This window comes from Anaerobacillus sp. QJM3NY_17, assembly GCF_056173665.1.
Window position 1 is genome coordinate 4,049,791 of the sequence record NZ_CM149685.1, and the last position, 26,745, is coordinate 4,076,535.

Annotated in this window: 20 protein-coding genes and 1 riboswitch; of the genes, 5 read left to right on the forward strand and 15 right to left on the reverse strand. The window is 43.5% G+C overall.

Translation table 11 applies throughout. The features are described from left to right. Positions 1-11 precede the first annotated feature (11 nt). A riboswitch (cobalamin riboswitch) is annotated at positions 12-196 on the reverse strand. A 140-nt stretch (positions 197-336) separates the two neighbouring features. From AC0VYV_RS20680 to AC0VYV_RS20695, 4 genes are read right to left on the reverse strand one after another with little or no spacing between them, the layout of a single operon-like run. Next, a complete protein-coding gene (locus tag AC0VYV_RS20680; RefSeq protein ID WP_475374238.1) occupies positions 337-1,053 on the reverse strand; it encodes a DsbA family protein in 717 nt (238 codons plus the stop codon). A gap of 11 nt (positions 1,054-1,064) precedes the next feature. Continuing rightward, on the reverse strand, positions 1,065-1,454 hold the full coding sequence (locus AC0VYV_RS20685; RefSeq protein ID WP_475374239.1) for a DoxX family protein: 390 nt from the start codon (positions 1,452-1,454) through the stop codon (positions 1,065-1,067). A gap of 58 nt (positions 1,455-1,512) precedes the next feature. Continuing rightward, on the reverse strand, positions 1,513-2,355 hold the full coding sequence (locus AC0VYV_RS20690) for a M56 family metallopeptidase (protein ID WP_475374240.1): 843 nt from the start codon (positions 2,353-2,355) through the stop codon (positions 1,513-1,515). 1 nt (position 2,356) lies between these two features. Then, entirely contained in the window at positions 2,357-2,767 is a 411-nt protein-coding gene (locus tag AC0VYV_RS20695) for a BlaI/MecI/CopY family transcriptional regulator (protein ID WP_475366113.1), read from the reverse strand. A gap of 255 nt (positions 2,768-3,022) precedes the next feature. On the opposite strand from AC0VYV_RS20695, the gene sat reads away from it, so the two are divergent. From sat to AC0VYV_RS20720, 5 genes are all read left to right on the forward strand, one after another. Then, complete coding sequence (gene sat, locus AC0VYV_RS20700; RefSeq protein ID WP_475366114.1) at positions 3,023-4,180, forward strand: sulfate adenylyltransferase; 1,158 nt, start codon at positions 3,023-3,025, stop codon at positions 4,178-4,180. A gap of 15 nt (positions 4,181-4,195) precedes the next feature. Beyond that, a complete protein-coding gene (locus AC0VYV_RS20705) occupies positions 4,196-5,950 on the forward strand; it encodes an SLC13 family permease (protein WP_475366115.1) in 1,755 nt (584 codons plus the stop codon). A gap of 18 nt (positions 5,951-5,968) precedes the next feature. Continuing rightward, on the forward strand, positions 5,969-6,571 hold the full coding sequence (cysC, locus tag AC0VYV_RS20710; RefSeq protein ID WP_475366116.1) for an adenylyl-sulfate kinase: 603 nt from the start codon (positions 5,969-5,971) through the stop codon (positions 6,569-6,571). A gap of 95 nt (positions 6,572-6,666) precedes the next feature. Next, positions 6,667-7,425 (forward strand): sulfotransferase domain-containing protein, encoded by a 759-nt coding sequence (locus AC0VYV_RS20715; RefSeq protein WP_475368158.1) that lies wholly within the window; start codon positions 6,667-6,669, stop codon positions 7,423-7,425. 221 nt (positions 7,426-7,646) lie between these two features. Then, positions 7,647-8,363 (forward strand): hypothetical protein, encoded by a 717-nt coding sequence (locus tag AC0VYV_RS20720; RefSeq protein WP_475374241.1) that lies wholly within the window; start codon positions 7,647-7,649, stop codon positions 8,361-8,363. Positions 8,364-8,415: 52 nt separating this feature from the next. Here the strand turns inward: AC0VYV_RS20720 and AC0VYV_RS20725 are convergent, their stop codons facing one another. From AC0VYV_RS20725 to AC0VYV_RS20775, 11 genes are all read right to left on the reverse strand, one after another. After that, a complete protein-coding gene (locus AC0VYV_RS20725) occupies positions 8,416-8,808 on the reverse strand; it encodes a nucleoside 2-deoxyribosyltransferase (protein ID WP_475366119.1) in 393 nt (130 codons plus the stop codon). A 57-nt stretch (positions 8,809-8,865) separates the two neighbouring features. Beyond that, positions 8,866-9,153: a hypothetical protein gene (locus AC0VYV_RS20730; protein WP_475366120.1), complete on the reverse strand. Its 288-nt coding sequence runs from the start codon at positions 9,151-9,153 to the stop codon at positions 8,866-8,868. Between the two features lie 188 nt (positions 9,154-9,341). Beyond that, on the reverse strand, positions 9,342-10,610 hold the full coding sequence (locus AC0VYV_RS20735; RefSeq protein WP_475374242.1) for a D-serine ammonia-lyase: 1,269 nt from the start codon (positions 10,608-10,610) through the stop codon (positions 9,342-9,344). A 98-nt stretch (positions 10,611-10,708) separates the two neighbouring features. Next, complete coding sequence (locus AC0VYV_RS20740; protein ID WP_475374908.1) at positions 10,709-11,023, reverse strand: cell wall-binding repeat-containing protein; 315 nt, start codon at positions 11,021-11,023, stop codon at positions 10,709-10,711. A 27-nt stretch (positions 11,024-11,050) separates the two neighbouring features. Next, positions 11,051-12,922, reverse strand: a complete 1,872-nt coding sequence (locus AC0VYV_RS20745) for a C40 family peptidase (RefSeq protein WP_475374243.1) — start codon at positions 12,920-12,922, stop codon at positions 11,051-11,053. A 172-nt stretch (positions 12,923-13,094) separates the two neighbouring features. Beyond that, positions 13,095-15,857, reverse strand: a complete 2,763-nt coding sequence (locus tag AC0VYV_RS20750; protein ID WP_475374244.1) for a cell wall-binding repeat-containing protein — start codon at positions 15,855-15,857, stop codon at positions 13,095-13,097. Between the two features lie 150 nt (positions 15,858-16,007). After that, the gene (locus AC0VYV_RS20755; protein WP_475373060.1) at positions 16,008-17,636 is read right to left on the reverse strand and encodes a cell wall-binding repeat-containing protein; all 1,629 of its coding nucleotides are present in this window, start codon (positions 17,634-17,636) and stop codon (positions 16,008-16,010) included. A gap of 141 nt (positions 17,637-17,777) precedes the next feature. Beyond that, positions 17,778-20,228, reverse strand: a complete 2,451-nt coding sequence (locus AC0VYV_RS20760; protein WP_475374245.1) for a cell wall-binding repeat-containing protein — start codon at positions 20,226-20,228, stop codon at positions 17,778-17,780. A 183-nt stretch (positions 20,229-20,411) separates the two neighbouring features. Next, positions 20,412-24,392, reverse strand: a complete 3,981-nt coding sequence (locus tag AC0VYV_RS20765; protein ID WP_475374246.1) for a cell wall-binding repeat-containing protein — start codon at positions 24,390-24,392, stop codon at positions 20,412-20,414. A gap of 520 nt (positions 24,393-24,912) precedes the next feature. Continuing rightward, complete coding sequence (locus AC0VYV_RS20770; protein WP_475366129.1) at positions 24,913-25,791, reverse strand: DNA-processing protein DprA; 879 nt, start codon at positions 25,789-25,791, stop codon at positions 24,913-24,915. A 52-nt stretch (positions 25,792-25,843) separates the two neighbouring features. Beyond that, positions 25,844-26,461, reverse strand: a complete 618-nt coding sequence (locus AC0VYV_RS20775) for a transposase (protein ID WP_430247050.1) — start codon at positions 26,459-26,461, stop codon at positions 25,844-25,846. Positions 26,462-26,745 lie beyond the last annotated feature (284 nt).

Consider the following 26,745-nt stretch of genomic DNA (forward strand, 5'->3'; position numbering starts at 1 on the left):
TCCTCGTAGGCTGTTCGCGCTAGACTCAGGCAGGTCTCCTGGCTCATGGTTATCGCATGCTGCTCCTTCCCATTCGCTGTTACGAACAGTGGATTCTGCAGCAGGCGACCATTTACAGTGGCGGGACCGCGCTGGAATTGCACCAGCTTCCCTATTAAGTCTTCATTGAAAAGACACCTGAATCGATCACTATGTAATTGGTAACAGGTTTATTATACATGATTGCGGGAGTGGGGGGAACAGTTGTGTTTTGAGGGGGTCAGGCTCGCGCCTGACCCCCTTCACAAACAAAAAACCATCATTGTCCACCCACGGTGGACAATGATGGTAATTCCTTTACTCTTCCTTCGCTTCTTCTACCATTTTCTTCAGGTCATCAATTGTTTGTCCTTCAAACGGCTCGCCGTTCACAAAGAGAGCTGGTGTGCCAGTAACGTCGAGATCACGAGCTTTCGATAAGTCGTAGTCGATCGCCGCTTCTCCTTCGCCATCTTTAAAAGCTGCCAGTACCTGTTGTGCTTTTTCTTCATCAGTCACTTCTTTTAACGTGTCGACAAGATAATCTTCGGTGTAAATGTCCTGCTGTTCCGTGCCTTCTGTTTGCTTTTCATACATTAATGAATGGAATTCCCAGAACACGTCATTCCCAAGCTCCTGGTACACCACTTTAGCAAATTCAGCTGATCGATCAGAATCAACATTAATAAATGGATAGTTGATAAACGAGAATTTGATTTCCCCTGTTTGAATTAACTCTTGATCAATTTGCGGGAAAAAGGACTGTTCGAATGCTTTACAGTAAGGGCATTTGTAATCTCCAAATTCAATCACTTCTACCTGCGCATTTTCATCACCGAGAAATGGTTGCTCCATCGCTTTTTCCTCTGAACCATCAGAACTCGAGCCGCTTGAAACGACGATCACGATTACGATAACTGCAGCGACAGCGGCCACTAACCAGTAGATCCACGCTTTCGATTTTTTCTGATGCTGAGCTTTCGCTTGTTTGTTCGGTTGCTTCTTCTTCTTATTATTCTTATTTGAATTTGCCATGATTCTTCCTCCTATGATTGTTTCGAAAAGTATTTGTAATCAACGGAAATGGTTCCGCCTCCGCTAATCAAAACAGCGACTGACATACCGAGAAGAGCAAGATCCAATTCATACCCTCCGATAAATCCTGTCGTTAGTTTAACCGTAAAGATCGCTCCTAGCATGACGATCATGAAAAGCAAAGAAACAATGCGTGTGCCTAGTCCTACGATCATAAGAAGACCTCCGACTAGTTCAAACGTTGCAACGACATACGCTAAACCACCCAAAATGCCAATACTCTCGAAAAATCCAGCGGTATTTCCAATCCCTCCAGCAAATTTATCAAGACCGTGAACCGTAAAAATGAGACCGAGTACGATTCGTAATACGACAAGAGCAACGTTTTGTGATAAATTCATAAATTAACTCCCTCCTAATTTTAACACTACACGATGTAGTGTTTGTTTCCGAAAAGAATTAGGGTGTTGCCACCATAAACATGATGGATAACCCTAACACAATATAAAGTGAGTAAAGGACTGTACCAACAGGCAGCGTTACATGCACTTCTTTTTCTGGCGCAAGAATATGTTGTATGCGATCGTTCACAGACGTTTCCGCGAAAGATACGGCAAACGCATGACGCTGTCGGTGATCGCTTTTTAATAGTTTTAATAACGCGCTACTAAGATCCAGCATATTTGCTTCTTTCATCGCAAACCGATCCGCGGCAATTTCGCGTAGCGTGTGATAGTGATTCGATACCCATTTCAAAATCGGCACGTACCAAAGCGCGTGGACGAGAAGGGTGATGATAAATTTTTTCAATGGATCACGATGCTGCTGATGAAAAGTTTCGTGATAAATCACGGCGCGCAGCTCTTCTTTGCTCAACAGGCTAACTAGTTCAGTCGACAGAACGATTTTGGGTCTAATCATTCCATACGTAAGCGCGATAGGCTCATCGCTTCTAATCACTTCGAGTGCCTGCTTTCCTAAATCGTAATTCCGAATGACTTCCTGTGTGACAGTGTCTTCACGAAGAAGCGACAGCCGTTTCGAAAAGGTGACATATCGATAAATTTGCTTCACGATCATCATCACGATTAATGAAAATGTTGAGAGAATCAGAACTTCTAATAGCATGTTCATAGATGATAAACCGATCGCGCGAAGCATATTATGGCAGGCTTCAAGTACGCTTAACATAAGCGTCCAGTTCGAATATAAATGCAGACTGTATAGTGACATTTGAACAATCATCGTGGCTACAAGAAAAAAAGACAGCATAAACAAAAATCGCGGCTGTTTTATTCTCATCTTACTTCTCCTTTAGCTGCTTGATTTTTTGCTCAAGCTTTTCGATCAAAACTGGATCCGCTTCATCGAGCGCATCAAGCATATGATTCACAGCAAGCGGACCAAATTCATCCATTAGATCCTTTGTTAATTCCTTCGATTGCGTTTGTAAAAAATCTTCTTTCGATAGAAGCGGCTTAAACATTGACGTGCGCTTTTCAACTCGTTTTACTAGAATTCCTTTATCCACGAGACGATTCATGACCGTCATAACCGTGTTAAAGTTCGTACTTTTCTCTTGATCAAGCTTCTGTTTCACATCTTTGATCGTCATTTCTGGACCTTCAAAGAGTATGTCCATAACCTTCGCTTCAAGAGAGCCGAAAAAGCGGTTTAACCCTGTTTCATTCGTTTTGAACTGATGAATTTTCATCGCTTCCACCTCACACTACACAGTGTAGTCCAAAAGGATAGTAGGGTCAAGAAGGAAAAGAGAGGATATCTTCGAATGTGTTGGAGTGTCTTTCGTGCGGAGACAGTTGTTTTTAAAGGGGGTCAGGCTCGCGCCTGACCCCCTTTAAAAACACACCCCTCATCCATTTTTCTCATTAGCCCTCTCTTCTCCTCTCCTTCTTTCATAAGCTAGTAGCAACTCTATATGTGAACAAGCAAGAAGGGAGATTTATTTATGATAGAACCACATGGCGGTCAGCTAATAAACCGCATTCCATGTGAAGAGGATCGCCTGGCGCTTCTCGAGAAGGCCACAATGTTTCCGGTCGTCACCTTAACACCATGGAATTTATCCGATTTATATATGATCGCAATCGGTGCTTTTAGTCCGTTAACGGGCTTTATGAATCAAACAGATTATACGCACGTTTTAACTAAAATGAGGCTCGCAAATGGGACAATCTGGAGCTTGCCTATTACGCTTTCTGTATCCAAAGAAACGCGTGACAAGATTTTTACTAGTCCTACTGTTTGCCTGAAGGGTGAAGACGGGGAAATCTATGGATTAATGGAAGTAGAAGATATTTATGAAACAGACAAAACAGAAGAAGCTCGACGCGTCTATGGAACGAACGACGCTGAGCATCCAGGCGTTCAAAAAACGTACGAGCAGGAAGCGTTTAACCTCGGTGGCCCAATCACGCTCCTTCAGCACCCAACAGCTCTTCAAGACCATTTTCAAACGCCGGCAGAATTAAGAGAAACATTCCAACAGCGCGGCTGGAAAACAATCGTTGGCTTTCAAACGCGCAATCCGATTCATCGCGCACATGAATACCTTCAAAAGACGGCACTTGAAACCGTTGATGGCCTTCTCATCCATCCACTCGTTGGCGAAACGAAGAAAGATGACATTCCAGCGGATATTCGGATGAAAAGCTACAGCGCTCTTTTAGAAAACTATTATCCGTCTGATCGCGTCATTCTCTCCGTATTCCCAGCCGCGATGAGGTATGCTGGCCCGCGCGAGGCGATTTTTCATAGTCTCGTTCGGAAGAACTTTGGCTGCACACATTTTATCGTCGGCCGTGATCACGCAGGTGTTGGCGATTATTACGATACGTTCGCGGCGCAGAACATTTTTCACCAATTTGCAAAAGACGAAATCGGCATTGAGATTATGGCCTTCGAGCACGCGTTTTATTGTATCAAGTGTTCGAGCATGGCTACTGCCAAAACGTGTCCACACGATGGCGAATTTCACATTCATCTAAGCGGCACAAAGGTTCGAGAGATGCTGAAAAATGGCCAAAGACCTCCGAAAGAGTTTTCTCGCCCTGAAGTGATTGAGATTTTATTAGATGAGGTGCAGCACGATCATGAAGACGAATGATGCCGCGCGCGCTGAATGATGGCATTCTATTTCGTTATGATCACGATGAGCATCATGCTTTTCTGTCTTTTCTTTGAAAAAGGACGACCTGAGGTCATTCTAGCCTCGGTTCTCGTCTTATTTCTATTCACTGGCATTATTACGCCTGAGGAAGCAACGGCCGGATTCTCGAATGAAGGGATGCTTACGATTGCCCTTCTATTCATCGTGGCTGGAAGCATTCAGCGAAGTGGCATTGTGGATCGCCTCTTTCAACGTCTCCTAAAAAGCTCGCATTCGCCAAAGAAACGCCTGACTACATTGCTATTTCCAATCTCCATCATTTCGGCATTTGTGAACAATACTCCGATCGTGATCGCTTCTACGCCAATGGTGAAAAAATGGTGCGATGAAAACAGGGTGTCTCCTTCGAAGTTTCTTATTCCGCTTTCCTACGCTACGATTCTTGGCGGCACCATTACGTTAATTGGTACGTCGACAAACCTTGTCGTTCATGGACTGCTACTCGAAAACGGCTATGCTGGTTTTTCTTTTTTTCAGCTTAGTGCGGTCGGAATCCCGATCACGCTATTCGGTCTCGCGTATTTGATCTTCTTTAGTAACAAGCTGCTTCCAGATCGACGTTCTTCATCCTTCACTGAACCTGAATTGCTCAAAAAATACACCGGTGAAGTGCTTGTTACAGAACAATTCCCCTATATCAATCGCACTGTAAAAGAAGCGCAGCTACGGAGCTTGAAGGGGTTATTTCTCGTCAGCATTATGCGTCACGAGCGTGCGATCGCGCCTGTATCAGGCGAGACGATTCTGAAGGAAGGAGACCGGCTTGTTTTTAGTGGTGACATCTCAACGATCGCTGAGATCCAGCGGATGAAGGGACTACAGCTACAGGGAAGCTCCGGCTCTTATTTTCCAGAAAATCACCAGCTTATTGAAGGGATTGTGACACCTCATTCGTCACACCTTTTCAAAAAGATAAAGGACACCAATTTCAGACACCAGCATCAAGCAGCCGTGATCGCTGTTCATCGCCAAAATCAGCGCCTGAAATCGAAAATTGGTGATATTGTCTTAAAACCAGGTGACGTTCTCTTAATGATCGCGGGTGAGCAGTTTCATAAGAAAAAGGATTTCTACGACATTACACCAATCGATCATAAGCTCGTTACGCAGCGTCAAATCAGATTAGGCTGGCTTTCGATCGGGTTGCTTGGTGTCATGATTATTCTCGTTACGATTGGCGTTCTCTCCATGCTAACTGCTATGGCCGTTACGACGCTGCTTCTCTTTTTAACAAAGGTTGTGACGCCAGGCGAAGCGCGTGATTTGATTCAATGGCACGTTCTCCTTATGATCGCTTGTTCGTTTGGTATTGGTACAGCGCTGCTGAATTCAGGTGTAGCCGCTTCGATGGCAGGTCTCCTTATCCAACTAACAGCGCCGCTCGGACTTCTTGCAACGTTGCTAAGCATTTATGTGTTAACGAATATCTTTACAGAAATGATGACAAATAGTGCTGCCGCTGTCTTTATGTTTCCCATTGCCATCGAGGTTGCCCATACGCTTGAGATTGACCTCCTCCCCATTGCGATGATTGTCGCAATTGCAGCCTCCGCAAGTTTTATGACGCCGATTGGGTATCAAACGAATTTGATCGTCTATGGCGCCGGCGGCTATCGCTTCCACGACTTTTTGAAAATTGGTTTCCCATTAACGCTGATCGTTATGGTAACGACGCTATTAATCGTTCGGTTTATTGTGATGATTTAATGAAAGGAGGACGAATAAATGAAAGAAAAACATGTCACCTGGCATGAAGGAAACGTGACAAAACAGGATCGTGAAAAAATGAAGTTGCACAAAGGCGCTGTCCTCTGGTTCACAGGACTATCCGGGTCAGGAAAATCAACGATTTCGGTTGAGCTTGAGAATGCCTTACATGCAGCAGGCGTGCATACTTACAGGCTAGATGGTGATAACGTTCGACACGGGTTGAGCGCAGACCTTGGCTTTTCTGATGCGGATCGGATTGAAAATATGCGAAGAATTGGAGAAGTGTCTCGTCTCTTTGTTGATGCTGGCCTTATGACACTTGCTGCGTTCATCTCCCCTTTTCAGCAAGAGCGAGATAAGATTCGAGGACTTTTCAGAGACAAAGAATTTATTGAAATCTATGTGAAAGCCAGTGTGGAAACGTGTGAGAACCGTGACCCTAAAGGCCTTTACGCCAAAGCACGAAAAGGTGAGATCCGTCAGTTCACAGGAATTGACGCGCCTTATGAAGCTCCGGTTTCGCCAGAGCTTACAATCGATACGGAAACGGAAACGATTGAAGAAGCTGTTCAATCGATTAAATCCTTTTTGGTGAAAAACGGGTACTTAAATGTGTAAACAGGCGGGCCCCCTGTCCACTCCTCTTACCATTCTTCTTCATAGGATAGTAAAGCAAGTCCACCACGTTTGCTTATTAAAGGAGGTTTACACGATTGACTGACACAAAGCTACCACGCTTTTTATTAAATTCGATTCCGAAAAGCGGGACGCATCTTTTAAAACAACTACTGCTCGGTGTACCTGGTATGCAAAATGATCCGTTTATTGGTATGTACGGACATTATCATTACCAAACGGCGGAAAAATTGGCCACTGCAAGAGCGTTTCCTAACCACAGCTTCTTAAATGGACATTTCCATTATTCCAAAGAGTGGGAGACATTTTTTGAAGAATTAAAGTTAAAACAAATTTTTGTACTGAGAGATCCACGTGACGTGCTCATTTCATACGCACATTTTATTCCAAAGGTGCCAGCTCACCATCTCTATGAAACGTTTATGCAGGAAGGATTTACGCACAACGATCGGATTCAATTTCTAATCGAAGGGGGCGTTCCGATCACGCCTTTTGTTGCCGTGCAACCTCATTTTGCTGAGTGGTACCGAAGTTTTAGTGAGTGGATGGGGCGTCCAAACGTTCACTCTGTTCGATTTGAAGACCTGATGTCATCAGAAGAGAACAGAAGAAAAGCCACTGGGGAGATTATTGATTTTCTTTGGGGTGATACAGCGCATAGCTACAATCGTGAAGAACTGATCACGAAAATGACGGCAAACATCAAACCACAGGAATCCGTTACGTTCCGAAAAGGAAAAATCGGCAGCTGGCGTGAAGAATTGAACGGCGAGCTTGAAGCGCTATTTATAAAGCATGCAGGGCAGTTGTTAGATGAATTGGGGTATGGGAGATAAATTTAGTTTCCCCCTCTGGTTTTCCATTTATTAGAGATGAGTTATTTTAGGGAAAATGAAACTTTCTATAAGCAAAATGTCTTTCTGTGAGAGACACTTTATTGCTTTTGTTTGTGAAGGGGGTCAGGCTCGCGCCTGACCCCCTTCTCTTTTTTCGTTTAATAGGAATCCTCCAATCGGGGTAGCATACGAGTAACTAGACCTATGAAGGAGGAACGGTCATGACCATGAAGCTCGTTACGATTGCTGCTTACTTGTATTTGCTCGCCTCTTCACTCCTCTTCTCAGGAGATATGTCGGGTACTAATGATGTACTGATTGCCCCCGCCGGCTATACATTCGCGATTTGGTTATTAATTTATTTACTTTTGCTCATTTCACTCGTTAGACAATTCACAGCGAGTGAGTGTGATCAGGTCCTCTATGTGAAAGTTTCCTATCTTTTTGCATCTAGCATGCTGTTATCAGGAACAGCTCTCCTTGTAAGTAAATCGGTTGCGCTCTTGTTTATCGCGGGTTCATTAATTACTCTGTCTATCCTTTACGCTATTATTACGAAAAATTCTGAGCGATCTTCCTTTTTTAGCGTACCGTTCTCTTTCTATCTCGCTTGGACATCGATTGCAACGATCGTGGATGCATTCGTCGTCGCGCAAGAAAATAACGTATCGCTGATTTTTGGTATGAATGAGTTAACCTGGACGATTATCATGCTCATTATCGGTGCAGGACTTGCAGTCTACTTCAGTCTTTACAACGACGATTTGATCTATCCAATCGTGTTTTTATGGGGCTACTTTGGCATCTTTGTGAAAGATGATAAACCAGTGCAGCTGACGTACACCCTCAGTATTTTAATTATTGGACTTGGTGTGTTTGTGATTTGGAAAGTAGTGCGTGAGGTGCGTGGGCGTAGAGTGAGAGCTGAGACGGTTTGATGGAGGAGGCAAGTTAAAATGGGGGACAGGTGCGAACCTGACCCCCTTTCTTTTAATAGCTATGCTGCTTTTCTAAAATGGTTTTAACGAGTTGCTCATGACTCCCTTCCACTCTCGTTACCCCGCTAGTATGGTAAAAAGTGCTCGCTTCTTTTGCGTTATGGAATCCATCTTCATTGAATAGGTAAACCGGGGTGTCTCGACCTAATGCAATCCCAAGTTCAATATGAGTTCCCTTTCCTCCTGGAAGCAGAACAATTAGGAAATCAGCTGTTCTTACTGCCTCTAATTCTGCTTCTCCGATTGAAGCAAGTTCATCGAACGTAGCGGCTTTTTCATTTTTCGTCCAATCGTATGTATGCTTGAAGCCGTGACGTTTTAATTCTGTAGCGAGTGTTTGCACGTGTTGTTTGTTTTGAAAACTCGATGCAATGTAAAAGTTCACTTTGTTTCCCTCCGCACTCATTCGGTTGTGAAACAGAAATCGGTTTCATTTGTTTTCTCAACCGGATGCTAACTGTTTTTGGATTACATTTTTCAATTTCCGTTCTTTTCGATCTTCATACATCGGTGATTTTTCAAGCTTTTTTATGTTCATTTTTCCAATTACATTTCGTACAGAAGAATTTTCTTGAATTAACTTGTTATATTGAGGGTTCTCAATAAGCTCGACGAACCAACTATATGCCATCAGTGCGGCAATATTCGCTTCGATCCGCTGCCCATCTGGAGGATCTCTCCAAAAAATAAGATCACCTGCTAATCCTAACATCTCTAAGAACAATTCCAACTCCTCGCCCCCTCAAATAAGATCATTTTACATTTTTGACCAATCTTTATATAGATACGAATTTGGAGGTCGTATTGTTTCATAAGTTGCAGGAAGTAAATAAGCTGAAGTGTCCTCAATGTGGGGACTTTTCAGCTTATTTTGGTGGTTTTGTCTTTATTGGGGGTCTGACTCGCACCTGACCCCTTTTACTCTTCTCTCCACACCTTATCCGGCACAAGGCTCCCACCTGTTGCCCATACAAGATGCGTACCACGCATACTCTTTCCATCTACCGCTGTTACTTGTGGCCCACTCATTCCTGCGAGAGCGGAAGGCTCAAGCTTAATTTGCTCGGTTTCATAAATCCAGTCGAGCATTTCTTTCATCCGCTCATCCGTGACGGTGTAAACACCATTAAGAATTGGTTGAACTACGCGTCCAACAAATCCTGATGGTCTTCCTACAGCAAGACCGTCTGCCGCAGTGATGTTGTCGATCCCAAAGTCTTGAACGGATACTTGATCGTGTAAGCCTGTCATTAAGCCGATAAGCATTGACGGGGAATGCGTCGGTTCTGCAAAGTAGCAATGCACGTGTTCTCCGAATACCTGAGAAAGCCCGAAAGCAATGCCGCCAGGGCCGCCGCCTACTCCGCATGGAAGATACACGTGAAGCGGGTTCTCAGCGTCCACCTTTACGCCGCGTTCATCGAACTGCTTTTTCAACCGAAGCGCTGCTACTGCATATCCGAGAAAGAGGTCTTTTGAATTTTCATCATCAATAAAATAACAAGTCAGCTTCTTCTCGCACTGCTTTCGGCCTTCTTCTACAGCAGCACCATAGTCTGCTTGATGCTCCACAACTTGAACGCCTTTTTCGCGAAGAAGGTCTTTCTTCCATTGCTTTGCATCACTCGACATATGGACCGTGACATTAAAGCCGAGTTTCGCTGACATGATCCCGATGCTTAAACCGAGGTTTCCTGTTGAACCGACCGCAATCGAAAAGGCTGAGAAGAACTCAGTGAACTTTTTGTCAGCTAGAATGGAATAATCGTCATCTTTCGTTAAAATCGCATGTCCGATCGCAAGTTTTTCTGCATGTTTGAGCACTTCATAAATGCCTCCACGCGCCTTAATGCTGCCGGCGATAGGGAGAATATCATCCCGTTTTAGAAGAAGATCCCCTGGAATGCTGATCTCTTCTTCTTTCTCTAGCTTCTCTTTCATCTTGGTAATATCTGAAATAGGAGATTCAATGATGCCATTCGTTTCTGGAAATACTTTGCGAAAATAAGGAGCAAAGCGTTTCATACGAGCTTCAGCATCTTGAATGTCTATCATCGAAAGCTCAGTTGTTGGAGCGATTTTTCCTTTTTGCGGATTTCTCCAATATACTTCTTTTAATTGAAGAAGATCGTTTAACAATGGATGGTCACTTTTCCACTGTTTAATTGTTTTTCCGGCTATGGTCATTGTTCCTTCACTCCTTTACTGTAGTGGGGGACAGAGAGGGGTCAGACCCCTTTACGCTATACAAAAGCCTTCTGACCGAAATCAGAAGGCAGTTAAGATTATTTTACCGTAAGTTTAGCGAGGTCGTCATCAACATGGATAACATCCGGACCGCCGAGAAGAACAAAGCGGTTTAGTTGCTGAGCATCGATTGATTTTTCCATTGATGCAGACAACTCATTTTTCTTTGAAAGAATTAACGGCGCGTCATTTTTAGCAGCAAAGACCGCTCCCTTAAGAGCGACAGTAACTGCTAAACCGTTCGCTACATAGCCTTTCTTAACACCATCCCCGCCAACTATATGAATAAAAACCAGCCCAAGCGTCCGCGATAGGTGGACACTTTTGCTGGTTTTGTCTTTAAGCGGGGTCAGGCACGTACCTGACCCCTTTTAAAAAAATCAATGCGCGCGCTTCGCCCCTAAATACCTCGGTGCCCAGTAGCTTGATGTCATGTCGCTAATGGTGACGCCTGTTGAAGAGCCGGCGTGGATGAATTTATTGTTTCCGATGTAGATGCCTCCGTGTGACGCACCTGGTTTGTATGTTGTGAAATACACGATATCTCCTACGGATGGAGAGCTAACAGCTGTTGTAACGTTCCACATTTGTGCCATTGTTCTTGGCAATGAAACGCCCTGCTTGTTAAACACATAGACGAGGAATCCGCTGCAGTCAAAGCCCTGTGTTGGCGTGTTTCCACCCCACACATAAGGAACACCTATGTATACAGATGCATCTGCAATAAGGTCCATCACGCTAAAGTTGGAACTGCTGCTCCCGCTGTCCCCATTGCTATTCCCTTCATATCCTGTCGATTGCTTTAGCTTTTCCCATGTTGCTGGTCCGACGATACCATCAACCGTTAACTTGTTACGTGATTGGAAGTTTCGAACAGCTCGATCTGTTCCATTTCCAAAATCGCCATCAAGCGGACCGCTATATAAACCAATCGCTTGTAATTTAGATTGAAGCTCTTTCACAAGTGATCCTGTTGAGCCTTTCTTTAACAAATCACCATAATCTTCTCCAGTTGAAGGGGATGACTCGACTTTATCTGTTAAGCCGTCAAGCGCATTCATTGTTTCCTTTGTTGCAGTGCCTGTCACCTGCAGTTTTTTTGCTTTCTGAAAGTCCTTGACCGCTTTTTCAGTGACAGGGCCAAAGTAGCCTGTCGCCTCAACGTGGAACGTTCCTGCTTTTTTAAGTTTATTTTGTAGATCCGTTACAGCACTCCCGGTTGAACCAACTTTAAGAACTGTTGACGTCTCTTGCTGACTTCTGGATTTCAAAGCATCGATCGTTTTATCATCCGCAATGCCTGTAGCCTGTAAACCTACGATACTTTGAAACTCTTTGACCGCTTTTTGCGTAATACTACCAAAGATCCCGTCTATGTTATAGGAATAGTAGCCACGATCATTCAATAGCTGCTGAAGATTTGTTACGGCACTTCCTCGAGAGCCAATGATAAGGCCGCTCGCAGGTTTTGCTGCATTCCCACTCTCTGACAGGGCCGATAAGGTTTTACTATCCGCTACGCCTGTTTGTGACAGTCCCTTTGCCTTTTGAAAATCTTGTACTGCTTTCTTCGTGATTTGACCAAAAATGCCATCTACATTATATGTATAATAGCCTTTTGCTTTCAGCTTTGACTGAAGATCCGTTACTGCACTCCCCCGCATCCCGATGGAAATATCGGAAGAAGAGCTTGATGATTTTGAGCTTGATGAACTTGCGTTTGCAAGGGCACTGATCGTTGTAGAATCTGCTTTCCCTGTTACGGAAAGCCCCTTTTCTTTTTGGAAATCCTGTACAGCTTTCTGAGTAATTTGACCATAAATCCCATCCACGTTGTAGGAATAGTAGCCAGCCGCTTTCAGTTTGGACTGAAGATCAGTTACTTCTTGCCCGCGGGATCCGACTTGCAAAGTGGATGAAGACGACGCAGCTGACGATTGACTTTTTGATGTTCCTCCTAGCTTCTGAAGGGTATCCGTTGTCGCTACCCCCGTAACCTTTAACCCGACAGCCTGTTGGAACTGGCTGACTGCATCCTTTGTAATTGGACCGTAGTATCCTGTTGACGTGTGGTAAGTAAAATACCCCTTCGCCTTCAATACATCCTGTAGCTCTTTGACGTCCTGATTTTTCATGCCTTGCTTAAGCTCTTGATCCCCAAACGCTGCTTCTGCACCATCAGGTTGAACAAACATTACTCCAGCGACAAGCGCAGAACCAGTTATTGCTTTCTTGACCAATGAAGGTTGCATCCAGATCCTCCTCATTCCAATTAAATTGCTGCCACAAATATCGACACTCTGTCTTTACTATCGGCTATAATTCAACAAAGTTTAAGAGATATCCTGTTATTTATTACAAAAAATAAGAGATACAGGTCAAATTCCCTGTATCTCTTACTATTGGAAAGTATTTTTTGTCGCATTATTCCTGAAATAAGCGCTGTTCAACTTTTCCGTTAATAGCTGACTGACCGCCTAGCAAGTTGAAATCGTTCATACCTTTCATAGCTTCTACCGTTTCTTTTGGAAGCTCATCAGACTTTACTAGCAAAAGGGGTGCGCCATCTTTCGCCGCTAGCACAGAGCCTGCAAGGGCGTCGGCAAAGCCGAATCCTGTCGCCAAATAAGCTGATTTAGCTTCTGGATAAAAGGTGGTTTTCACTTTAGCTGCCGTTTCAAACCGATTGGCACCTGAGATACGCTCTGGTGACGGAAGACCTTGATACACTTTTTTTGTAATCACACTTTCACCACCGATGACAACCGTATCATCAATGTTTTTCAGCGCGAGTTTTGTTGCCGCAGGGATTGTCTCTTTATCCACTAACAAAATGGGATAGCCATTTTGCGCAGCATATGGTGCAATCGCAAGGGCATCTGGAAAATTAAGACCGTAGGCGATCACGGCTTTCTCAGGATCTCCTCCCATGCGCTTCGCAATGTTTGCGGAAGTATCATAGCGATTATCCCCGCTAATCCGCTCAACCTCTAGTCCGAGTGACTTAATTTTCTTTTCCGTTGCAGGTGAAATCGCGTTAACTCCACCCAGGATAATCGCTTTTTTCGCCCCGAGTCGGTCGATTTCATCTACCGTTTCCTTTGGAAGTTCGTTCGTTTTCGCAAGGAGAATAGGCGCTTTTAGTTGATAAGCAAGGGGCGCACCAGAGAGAGCGTCTGGGAAATCTAAACCTCTCGCAATTACGACCGTATCCGCCTTATCATACGTTTTTGCACTCACATTCGCTGCCGTATCAAAACGAGTCGCACCTTCAATTCGTTTTACTGTGTTTGCTGACGGTTTCACGGTCAATTCTGGGCCATTCGTTGTAACATAGCCTTTCTTATCCACCGCTTCTACTCGAAAGTTATAGGCTTTATTCGTAGTAAGCCCCTGAACGGTAAGCTTTCTTGTCATTGCTTCCACTTCTTTTAACACGCGATCATTTTTATAGACGATGTAAGATTCAACGCCAGAAGCATCTGTCGCCTCTGACCAATTTAATGTCAGTCTGTCATTTTTGATAGAGCTAGCCGTAAGCTCTGCGTTCTTAGCCCATACAGGTGGAAGCTGATCGTCTCCCTGTGGCACTTTCACTGAAACCGTCATTGTATCGCTATTCGGATCAACAACTGTAACTGAAACGCCTGAACTAGCCCCTGAATACACTTTGCTATTTGGTGATGTAGAGCTATTAAAGCGACTGTAGCCATTCCCGCTATAATAATGATCGTAGTATAATCGCGTATTTGGATCTTGATCTAACTCCGGGTAACCCAATCTACTTTCATTTGCTTCTTCCACATCCACCGCTTTATGTGATTCATCTCTATTGTTTTGACGATTTTTCAGCTGCTGCTCATCAATATGCCAGATGGCAATTCCAGGCGACGCCACCTGATCAGCTAAACCGATATCAAAGCCAGTAAACTGACGATTCTCAATTAAAAAGTACTCCGATTCATCGGTTGTTTTTAATTTCAATACGGAATAGTCGTCAGAAGTAAAATTCCCAACTTCATATGAGCCATTATTTTGCACTTCTATAGGTCGCTCTAAGCCAAGCACCATTTTGGACCATGGATCGAGATGAGTTGGATAAGCTCCTTCGTACTCATTGTTATGGGTTGTCCAAGAACCGCTCCCCATTAAACTGTGGATGCCAACACCATCTGAAGTGCCGTCCGTATCATAAAGATCCGGTAGCCCCAGATCGTGGCCCATTTCATGTGCAATAATTCCAACGGTTGCCATATGTCCTCCATGTTTCTCCCCAAACATCGTGTAGCCGCCGTTCCCTTGATAAGAGCCTACTTTTACTCCATCAAGACGAGGAGCTTCGCTTTCATAAAGGCTCGACATGTGACCCCAAACCACTTTCCCCGTATCTCCATAGCTTGCTTCACCACCGGCCACAATGGTGACAATATGTAATTCCTCTGAGGATATAGAACCGTCTTTATTTTGATCAAATTGAGCATAGTTTACTTTATCATTCGATGCCTTTAGCGCATCTTTTATGATTTGTGAGTATGTACTATCTGGATTTGTTGCCGTCTCAGGACGAGGGTGAGCATACGGTAATGTGACCCTTACGATCCCATCATTTGTTCCGCTTGATTCGGCAGCCCCTTTAAATCCGAGCTTTCCTTTTGAAACCTCATCATAATAGTGGTTTAGCGTACTCCCGCTAGCGCCAAAGAATCGGTTACGCCAGTCTGCATCTGAATAAGTGATTTTTGCATCGCTATATTCAACTAATAAAACAAGCGTGTCCTCCTTCGCTCCTGCACTCAATAAATCAAATGAATCATCCGTATTTGGAATCTCCTTTTGCTTTGTATTCATTCCTTCAGTCGGTTGGAGCTTCTTCACATCTTCAAGCTCTGCCGCGTCAGAAGGCTTTTTATTAATAGCAAATCTAGCTTGTGTAACTTCTAGACGTTCACCAACAATACGAGTGTAATACCAGTATTGGTCTTCCCCTATTTTAATCACAGATTCATCGTTCGCCGTCCACCAATGAAAATTCTCATTGCCGCTGAGTGACGCCTTAAATGTCTCTCCTGAAGGCTGAACGAGCTCCTGCGTTTCTTGTAACGCAGGCATGGCATTTGCCTTGCCTGCTCCCAAAATGATGAACAGACTACATAAAAGTAAACTGATTCCATAGATGCTTTTCTTCATCCTGCTCCCCCTATAGTTGACCAAAGTGTTTCAGTAGATTTTATACTCTACAAGTCTACCATTAGCGAGTAAAAAATTGCCATAATTCTGCAATTTTCGGTAACAAAAGGGACCAGCTCGTAAGCTGATCCCTCAGAAATCATTATTCGACTATTCAACTCCCATAAGCTCCCTTTCAATGGAAGGACTAACCGCTTTCGGACCTCCTAGAATCGTAAAATGATAGATGCCTAACTTTTCTTTTGCTTCAATGACCGCATCCTGCATATTATATGGATCTACTAACAAAAAACTACTGTCCCTTTTGGCAGTAAGAACACTTCCGGTTAGCGCATCTGCAAATTCAAGACCCGTTGAGACAAAAGCCTTATGCGATGGATTTAATTCCATTGCAATAATTGAAGCTGTTTCATAACGATTCTTACCCCCGTATCGCTTTGCTTTTGGTAACTTTTCGAAAAGGCTTTCCGAAATAACAGCCGTACCGCCCACGGCAATACTCTCAGGATATTGTTTGAGAATTTCGGCCGTATCTTCTGGAAGCTGATTCTGTTTTGCTAGCAAGATAGGATACGTATTTTCCGCTGCGTAAGAAGCAATTGCAAGAGCATCTGGAAATTTCATGCCGTTCGCAATAACAGCTTTATTTGATGGAGGAAGACTCACTGCAATCATTGCAGCTGTTTCATAGCGATCCGCTCCTGCTATTCGTTCAACTGGAATTTCCATTTTGCCTAATTCATCTTCCACATCTTTGGAAAGAGCCTGCTCTCCTCCAAGAAGAATCGCGAACTCTGGGTCGAGTCGTTCAATCTCATCCTTTACAATTTGATCAAGACCGTCAGAGTGTGTTAATAAAATAGGGGAATTTAAATCATAGGCAAGCGGAGCACCAGCTAACGCATCAGGAAAATCATCGCCTCTTGCTATCACAACTCCTTGCGCGCTTTGCTTCCACCCTTCCTGAGAAATTTTCACTGCTGTCTCATACCGATTAGCTCCAGCGATTCTATCAACATTTGTTGGCAAATTCAATTTCACTTGCTTCCAAAATTCATCGGCGATCGCCATGTAACCTGCTGCCGACGGATGGACGTTTTTAGGATTTGGCAAATAGGTTGCATAATCCGTTGAAATGGCATCATAGGTAGGAACATAGTGGCTGAATGAATCGGCCGCGATCTGCTTAATGATCCCATTCACCGTCTTTGTCAGTTCCACGAGCGGACGCTGATCAGCCTCAGGGAACGCGTAGAAACCATTGTAGTATCCCATTAAATAAACATCTGCGGACGCATTAACGCTTCTTATAATTCCCATAATAGAAGCGTAATTTTCCGATAGCTCAGTGATGATCTCTTTGACTTCTTCTGGGTCCTTCAATCGTTCCGGTTCCGAACCGAGTACTTGAAGAAAATCGTTCGCACCGATCGTAATCGTTATCATATTTTTGGAGGCGATCTTAACTTGCATGTCACGATCCATCAAAGCGTTCAACAAATCTTTAGAAGTCGCTCCAGGCACCGCAAAAGGTTTTTCGTAGCTTCCTAATAAACCTACCCGATCTAGATCCTGAGCTATGTAGTCGCCATAACTTAAACCGAGAGTATTGTTCGACATGACGCCAGCCGCGAGTGAATCACCAAGGGCAGCATAATAGACATTATTTTTTTCTTCATCGAGACTGGCAGTGGCGAACGCTTGAGACGGCATAAGCATGGTTATCACGAGAATCAATAGCAACAGCGGACTGATTTTTCGCTTTCCCGACCTATTCAATCAGAACCCTCCCCAAAAATAATTCGTTATAACGAATCGTTACGTATACAATTAGCTTTCCTTTCTTCAATACCTGCCTATTCATAAAATAAATATCAAAAAAGCGCAGGAGACGTTCCCCGCGCTTTCTTAATAAATGGATTACTTTTTGAGCTGATCTAAAATGTCGTTACTTACAGCATTTTCTCCACCAAGAACGTTGAAGTCATAAGCTTCCATGTCCTCGATCGCTTCTGCTGTTTCTTTCGGAAGCATATTCGGCTTCACTAATAGCATTGCAGCATTTTGTTTCGCTGCAAGAACAGATCCTGAAAGGGCATCAGCAAAGTTCATGCCAGTGGAAACGTAAACGCGTGCTGAAGGGTTAAGATTTGTAGCAATATCAGCCGCTGTACCGAAACGATTGTCCCCTGCATAGCGATCTTCAGCATGTAGCTTCGCATCGAGCTTACCGTTAACAGCTGTTTCGCCACCAACGATGATCGATCCATCAATGCCTTTAAGCGCATTGCTAGTTGCTGATGGAATTTCATCCGCTTCTGTTAATAGAATTGGATAACCTTTCTGTGCAGCGTATGGCGCAATTGCAAGAGCATCCGGGAAGTTCATGCCGTTTGCTACAATCGCTTTATTTGGAGATCCGCCAAGACGCGCTGCAATGTTTGCAGCTGTATCGAATCGGTTGTCCCCTGCAATACGCTCAACTTCAATTCCCATACCTTCAAGCTGGAATTTCACGTAATTGCTTACCGCACTTGTGCCACCAAGGATAATGACATCTTTCGCACCAAGACGTGCAATTTCTTCTTTCGCCATTTTATTCAGTGATCCGCTTTCTGTTAAAAGAATTGGCGCATCGTATTTATAAGCAAGTGGTGCTCCTGCTAGTGCATCCGGGAAGGAATCGCCACGTGCGAGAACAACCGTATCTGCAGTTTCCCAGCCTTCTTGCGAAATTTTCACAGACGTTTCATAGCGCGTTTCACCCTGGATACGCTCAGCATCTGCTTCAACGATACGTGCTTCGTCTTTCGCTTTAACTGTTCCAATTTCATCGAGATACTCTGTAAATACTTCAAAATCTACGAAGAAAAGTTCGTTCATACGACCGTCAGCGGCAGCTTCACCCATTGCATCGTATCCGTCGCCACCTTGAGCGATATATGCGTTAGTTGCAACAGTGTAAGTCGCTTCTAGATCAATATCTTCATAGCCGTTTTCAGTTTTCACATTTACATCTAAAATTCGTTCACTAGAAGGAAGATCTTTATCAAAGGAATATCGAAGTCCTGCTACTTGAGCAAAACGACCTTCCTGAGTTTCGACACCGCTTACCCCATGCTCCAATGAATCAATGATTTCTGCACCAGTCATATCAAGCGTGACGAGGTTGTTACCGAATGGCATCGTTGTGAGAACTTCTCCTAACGTAATTGGTCCCTCATCGATTGATTCACGGATTCCTCCGCCGTTCGTGATTGCGATTGTTGCATCAGTAAACTGCTGAGCTTTGTAAAGCATGCCGTCTGTAATTAAGTTTCCTAGATTCGTTTCACCTGTTCTAACGGATGCACGTTTTCCATTAAGATAAACGTCAGATTGACCGACTACTTCTTTCTCAATTTCCTCGAGTGGTTTCTTCAGTTCATCATAGAGAGCTTTTGCTTCTTCGTTAGGCTCGAACTTACTTTTACTACCCAAATCAAGAAGTTCATTATCCCAATCAGTTAGCACGCCTTCTTCGTTAAACGTCACTTCAAGATCACCCAAGAAATTGCTATATTCATTTGCTTGTACAACTAGAGTTGGATCTTCAAATGTATCAACTACAACCGCTTCTTCAATTGTTGTGTGGCTATGACCACCAACAACAACGTCGATGCCTTCTACTGATTTAGCTAGTTCAACTTCAACCGCTTTTCCGAGGTGAGTAAGGGCTACGATTTTGTTTACGCCTTTATCCTCGAACATTTTAATCATCTTTTCAGCTTGCTCCTGATGATTTTGGAAGGAAATCGTTTCGCCAGGGCTTGATAGCTCATCTGTTGATTCAATCGTTAGACCGAACACACCCACTTCTTCGCCGTTTACATCAAGGATAACGGCTGGATAGATGGTACCATCATCACCAGTCATCGCCATTTCATTTTTATATAGAGGGCTAAGATAAGGATCTTTGCTGTAATCAATATTTGAGCTTACGATCGGGAATTTCGTTTGCTTGACGAACTCAGAGAACGTCTTTGGACCCTCATCAAATTCGTGGTTACCCGGTACCATCGCATCGTATTTCATCATGTTCATAAATTGTACGTCTGCGAGACCTTTATATTTATTGAAGAAAAGCGTACCAGAGAAAACATCACCAGCATCTAATAAAATTGTATTGGCGCGAGCTGCACGAATTTCTTCTACAGCTGTTACCCTTTTTGGAGCATTATCTAGATGCGCATGTGTATCATTTGTATGCATAATTGTAAGATCAAAATCGCCCGCTGCCGCCTCAACAGGTGTGGACGGTGAAGCTGCTGCAATTCCCATTGCTAATGCCGCTGTTGATAGAACGCCGAAAAGAGGTTTTTTCATATTCATGTAAGTAATCCCTTCCCTTTCGAAAACTCAAATTTTGTCGGAATGTCTCCGCGATTTTCATTATATACTAGACTACTAGGTGAATGGTCCTTTTTGTCATAATAGTTAACATATTCAAAACATTACTTTATAACTAGTTTCATAGAAAAGGAGAAGGCGGAGAATTCCCGCCTTTTTCCCAGTTTAGTTGTTCTTTAGTTCATTCATTACGTCGTCGCTAATAGCATTCGTGCCACCAAGGATGTGGAAGTTGTGCATGTCATTTTCGTTAATGGCTTCAGCAATTTTCTCTGGAACCTTATCTTTCTTAACGAGCAGGATCGCTGCATCTTCTTTCGCAGCAAGAACTGAACCAGCAAGCGCATCAGCAAACTTCATTCCTGTTGCTACTATAGCTGTGTCTGCATCTGGTGTTAGAGCGGTTGCGATCGTTGCTGATGTTGCATAGCGGTCATCTCCGCTAATTCGAACGGCATTGGAAAGACTGTCTACAACCTTTTCACTGATTGCACTTTTTCCACCAACGACAATTTGCTCGTCTGTTGTGTTTAATATTTTCTTCGACACAGCAGGAAGCTTGTCGTTATCCGTTAGTACGATTGGATAGCCATTTTTGGCTGCATAAGATGCAACAGATAGGGCATCTGGGAAGTTAAAGGCATTCGCCAGGATCGATTTTTCAGGCGTCCCGTCAAGCTTCGCTGCAATGTTCACAGCTGTTTCGTAACGCGTTTCTCCTCCGATACGATCAACTTTCAGCCCAAGGCCTTTTAGTTCATATTCTGTGTAAGACGAAATTGCGGATGTTCCACCAAGAACGATCGCTTTTTTCGCGCCAAGACGTTTAATTTCTTTCTTAGTAGCAGTGTTTAGCTTGTTTTGTTCCGTTAAAAGGATTGGTGCATCATATTTGTACGCAAGCGGTGCTCCTGCAAGGGCATCCGGGAACTTATCGCCTCTTGCGATCACTACTGTTTCAGCACTTTCCCATCCCTTTTTCGAAACTTCAACCGCAGTCTCATAACGTGTTTCTCCTGAAGTGCGGTCAACGCTGTTGTTCATTTGAATCTTCGCAAGCATTGGATCGTGATCACTTGCGCGGCCATCTGCTTCACTAAAATCAGAGTTAATGTTAATGCTATCAATCATCGTACGGTTTGCTAGATTGTTCGATACGAGAATATGATCGAGCACCTGCGCATTTCCTTGATAGTTGTAGGAGTAGCGTTGCTCTGTTGGAAGCTTTTTGACCATATTCGTTAGTACGTCGCCTTCAAGCGTTTGGATTGGCTTTGAGAATTCAAAGTCATTCAAGTCACCTAGAACAACAACCTTGCCATTATCCATGTTCGTCACGACGTCATTTACGAAATTGTTTAAGATGGACGCCTGTTTCACACGCTGTACTTCACTTCCTAAAACAACAGGGTGATCAGCGCCAAAGAGTGCGCCATCTCCGCCTTTTGAATTAAAATGGTTCGCTACAACAACCACTTTTTCACCATTAAATTCAAACTCAGCAGCAAGTGATTTACGGGAATCTTCAAACGCTTCATTTGTTGGATCAATGCGTCCAGGATTAAGCGTTAGTCCGTTTTCATCGACGCCAACTGAAGTTGTTGCATCACCAGATTTCTTCTCAGAGAAATTAACGCGATCAGGATTATAGATGAACCCAACGCGAATATTTCCACCAGGCTGTCCGCCATCTGTTTTATCCTCAGGTGCGATTTCAGTAAACTTGTATGTTGGGCCGCCTGCTTCTTCAATCGCTTGAATAATCGCTTCATAAGATTCGTTTGCACTTGTCGTGCCGTCATCTGTAGGACCATTGTTATCTTGTACTTCGACTAAACCAACGATGTCTGGTGTTTTCATGTTCTTTACAATCGATTCAGCAATTTTGCCTGTTTTCTCTTCCCCAACACCAGGATAGTAGTTTTCAATGTTATAAGAAGCAACAGTTAGATCGCCTTCTGATGACTCCATTTTCGTTACTTCACGTTCTGTATTACCATCAATCACGGATGGGAATGTGCCCGTTGGACGGATTTTGAAATTACTGTAATCGTAGCTCACGATTCCAGTGACTGAGCCATCGAGACGATCACCAGTCGTTACGTCAATATCAATACCATCAACGTCAATTAAGAGACGTTCAGGGTTTGGATCTTCTGCTGAAAGCAGCAGTCCGTTTGCACGAGTAAGAAGTTGATCTTTACTTGTGTTTACGTATACAGGAAGCTCATCGTATTTCACCGGCCCTGTTACGTTTGCATCCGGAATCTCAATAAGCATTCCTTCAAGGCTTTCATAAAAGTCCAGTCCATCTGTTTCAGGATCAAAAGATTTCATTTCGTCATCTTCTACGATTTCAGTTGGAGGCGTGCGGTCTGTTCCGATTACGATCGCTTCTGGCAAAGTGTTATCGGAAGAAGCTACTGTGATGGAAGAGGCAGTAATTTGAGTAGTGAGAAGGTCTTTCGCGTCACTATAACCACCTTCTTTATACTCTTTCACCTGACCGTCTACTTCTACTTTGTCGCCAACGTTTACGCCAGCGCCGCCGCTTTTATAAACATAGATTCCTTCTGAAGTGGCGTTGCTATCGTCGGGATTTTCTTCTTGCATGTAGAAGGCGTTATTGCCGTCTTTTGCCGTAACGATCCCAGCGATTTTCGTAACAGCCATTCCTTCATAAGGAGAAGTGTGGTCTGAACCTTGAATATCGTGAATGCTAATGCCATCAGCAGACTTTAAAACAGTGTAATCAAAAGTGGCGACTTCACTTAATTTATTGTCTTTGGCTGCTACGGCTTTAATCGTTGTATCTTCAGTTAGTTCAATTGGCGCTGTGTATTCTGTGCTTTCAGCTGTCGGTTCGCTACCATCTGTTGTGTAATGAACCGTCGCACCTTCTTCTGCTGTCGCAAGCTTCACCATCGTGCCTTCAATAACAGATCCTGATGCAGGATTTGCCGTTACTGAGAAAGCTGTTTCGATAACGTCAGCTGCGCTTCGAGTTACGAGTTTGTATTCGTTAAAGTTGTAGTCAATAACACCTTTAAGAATTTCATAGGTTTTACCTACTTCAAGTAGAGACTTATTTGTTGGTTTAATGACAAATTCACCTGAAGCGTCTTCAGCAGTGAAATTACCATTGCCATCGACTGACTTAACAGTGACATCATTAAATTGTGTGAATGCAGCTTCATGCTGTTCACCGTTATCTTTGGAAAGATCAGTGGATATGAGTGACTGAGGGGACGGGATACCTTTGTCTTCCGTTGTGATGGCTACATTAGAGGCACTAGTTTGTACTTGCTGCATGCCATAATAATCTGACATGGCGCCTTCTACAGTTACTTCATCACCTGGTTGAGCCGTAATGCCTGCAGCACGCACAATAATGGCAGCAGTGTCATCCTGGATAAACAGGTTCGTTTGGCCGCCAGTTTCAAAGGATGCTGTGGCAATGCCTTTTATTTTCACTTTTGTACCGTTTTCTACTTTTCTAGCATCAGTGATTGTTGAGAGTTCGATAGGTTCTGGATCTGGGTCTGGAGCTGTGCCGTCAGATTGGTGGGCACCGAGGTAGTCAGTCGTGTCTTTTGCATATTGAGTCCATTCTTTCGTAATGTCAACCGCATCAGTAGTATCCGTATCACCAGATTTAACTGAACCTTTACGAACAAGCGTCATATCTTTCGCAAAATCGCCGGCTGAACCAACTTGACCAATAGAGTCAATAACCGTGTCTGTTTTTTTGAGGACAACAACATCATTACCGTTAAAATTAACGACGGATTGATTTGTTACATCAGCTTTATCTAAAATTGACTGATTGGATTTTTCGTGGGCAAGTACAAAGACTTCTCCAGTAGCAAGCTTACCTTCTAATGGTAAAGAATATTGTGGAGTGGTCTCCCCATTGGAGTAAAGTTCAAGAGTGTAGTTTGCTAAATCAAGTTCATTTTCTGTTCCATTGTAAAGTTCAAGCGCTTTGTTGAAGCTCCCACCTTCAATGTATTCTGAAATGATTAAGTCCTGAAATGTGTCTTCAGCTGCTGAAGCATACTGAGAAACAGGAAGCGCGAAAAAGCTAAGAACCATTGAGAATATTAGCGCAAAGCTAATAAAACGACTGGTTGACCTTCGTTTCAAATTTCATCCCCCCGGATATGTAGTCGAATTTTGGTGATGATACCACCAATTGTCAGTATACAATAACTTTTGACCCAGATGTGTAAAAATAGCGTAAATTGTCTAAATTTAGATGGCGCTTTCATTTTGTGGTAGGGGTCAGGCGCGAGCCTGACCCCCTTCACATACAAAACCGCTGTTTTCGCTGCTTTTGTCCGCGTTCACGGGACACTAATTGTTCCTAGAAAACTCTTTCTTCAATCTTTCACATTGTAAAGAAACGGTGAAATTAATATATAACGATAGATTTCATTTTTCCTTACTCTTTCATTTTCTGCTCACATACTAGTCTAAAGTACTAGTTTCCAATCACAAAGAAAAACCACCCTATCGATGGCTCGATTGGATGGTTAAGAGGCAGGTTTATCTTCTTCTTTCTTACATCTCTTCCCTGATGGGTTGGATCCATCATGCTCTAGTCGGGGAGATGATCTTGAAGATCCTTGAGGGAACATTACACGTTAGTCTAGCGGGGAGTATACTAGTTTGGTGACTCAAGAGTATATGGGTTTTCTAATTCGTTTTCAAATGAATGAAAATCATTATAAGGACGTATACCTTGCTTCATTAGACAGTTTGTCCCCTGCCTAAATCGAGCATCATTGCTATTGAAAACAAGGACGTTTCTTGCTTGCTTCCGCGCAAAGTGAGCTGTCGTCATAGCACCACTTTTCACTTTAGCTTCCATAATCACGACATGACTTGACCATGCACTGATTAACGCATTTCGCTGAATAAATTGCTTTGGTGTAGGTGCTGTGCCAGGTGGATACTGTGATATGACAGCGCCTTCAATTGATATTGCTTCGAAGAGCGAGCGGTGCTCTTTCGGGTAACAAGTATCAACTCCATTTGCAACAAAAGCAATCGGTTGCCCACAATTTGCGAGGCAGGCAGTGTGAGCAGCATGATCGATTCCTTTAGCGAGACCACTAATAACAGGGATGTTCAGGCTTGAGAGTTTGGTGGATAACTCTTTCGCAGCACGTCGCGCCTGATTAGAACAAGAACGGGAACCAACTATTGCGACAGAAGGTAAGCTTGGCTTGATATGACCTTTGTAATATAAGAGAACGGGCGATTCAGGAACATTTTTTGCATAAACAGGGTAAAGCGGGTCATCTCGGGGTAATAGCCAGATCTCCTTTTGCTGAACAAGTTCGAGAATGCGCTTTGGTTTCTCAAGTGAACGGGTAGCCATTATTGCTTCGCGTGCAAGACGAGAGATTCCACGGACATTCTGAAGTTCAGAGAGAGAGGCATCATAGACTCGTTCAGGAGTTCCGAAAGCGGTCAACAGCTTTTTTTGTGTCACCGGACCCACATGCGGAATCGAACTTAGCCAGATCCAGCGCTCCATTCGTTCACTTCTCTTTCGTGATTAATTTTTATGACAGGATTTTTTCCCATCGTTACTCTGGAAGTTTGGAGAGCACATACACTTTGCTACCTTTTCGCTCTGGCCATTGTTTAACAAGATCTGGTGGTGTTGAGGATTCACTATTCTCGACATAACGCTGGTAAGCTTCCCGGGAAGGTTCCTGAAAAAGTGAGAGTATGTAATCCGGGAAAGCGTGTGGATTCTTGCGATCAGAAATGTACGCACGATAACTGCTCCACATATAGTCCGCTGGCTTTACTACCATACGAGCTTTAACTGGATTAAGGTGGATGTATTTACTCACGTCAATTTCATAATCAATCGAATCGAGAAGTTCAGCGAAATAGCGACCTTGAAAGACATGTCCTGTGTACTCATATTTGTCGTTGAAATATCTTGCATAGTTGGAGTTGATTACTTTCATGATTTCACCAGGGGGATGATCGAAGGTTTCGATGGAGAGATGCACATGGTTAGTCATGAGACAGTATGCGTGTAGGCGAAACGGAAAAACGAGACGAGCTTGTTCTAAAAGTAATAAGTACTTCAGACGATCAATACGCTCTTCAAAAAGTGGTCCTTTTCGATTCCCTCGACAGATAATATGGTACTTAGCACCAGGGAACCAATTGCGTTTCTTACGAGCCATTCGAATTGCTCCTTTAGTAAGGAAAATGGGGAATTTCTACCATATCGGGGTTAATAATTGTAGTATACCACCTTTCAAGAATTTGGGAATAGTTAATTTGTAAATTATTCAGAAATATTTTTTAATTCATTAGAAGGAAAATGGAGAGGGAGGTAATAGAGGTGAATGAGGGGGTCAAGTACGTACCTGACCACCTCATTCACCCCATACCGTTAAACCCTTATCCACTATAGGTTCAATGCAATTCAAGGTTCATTTGCAACGAAAAAAGTGTCCACCTGTGG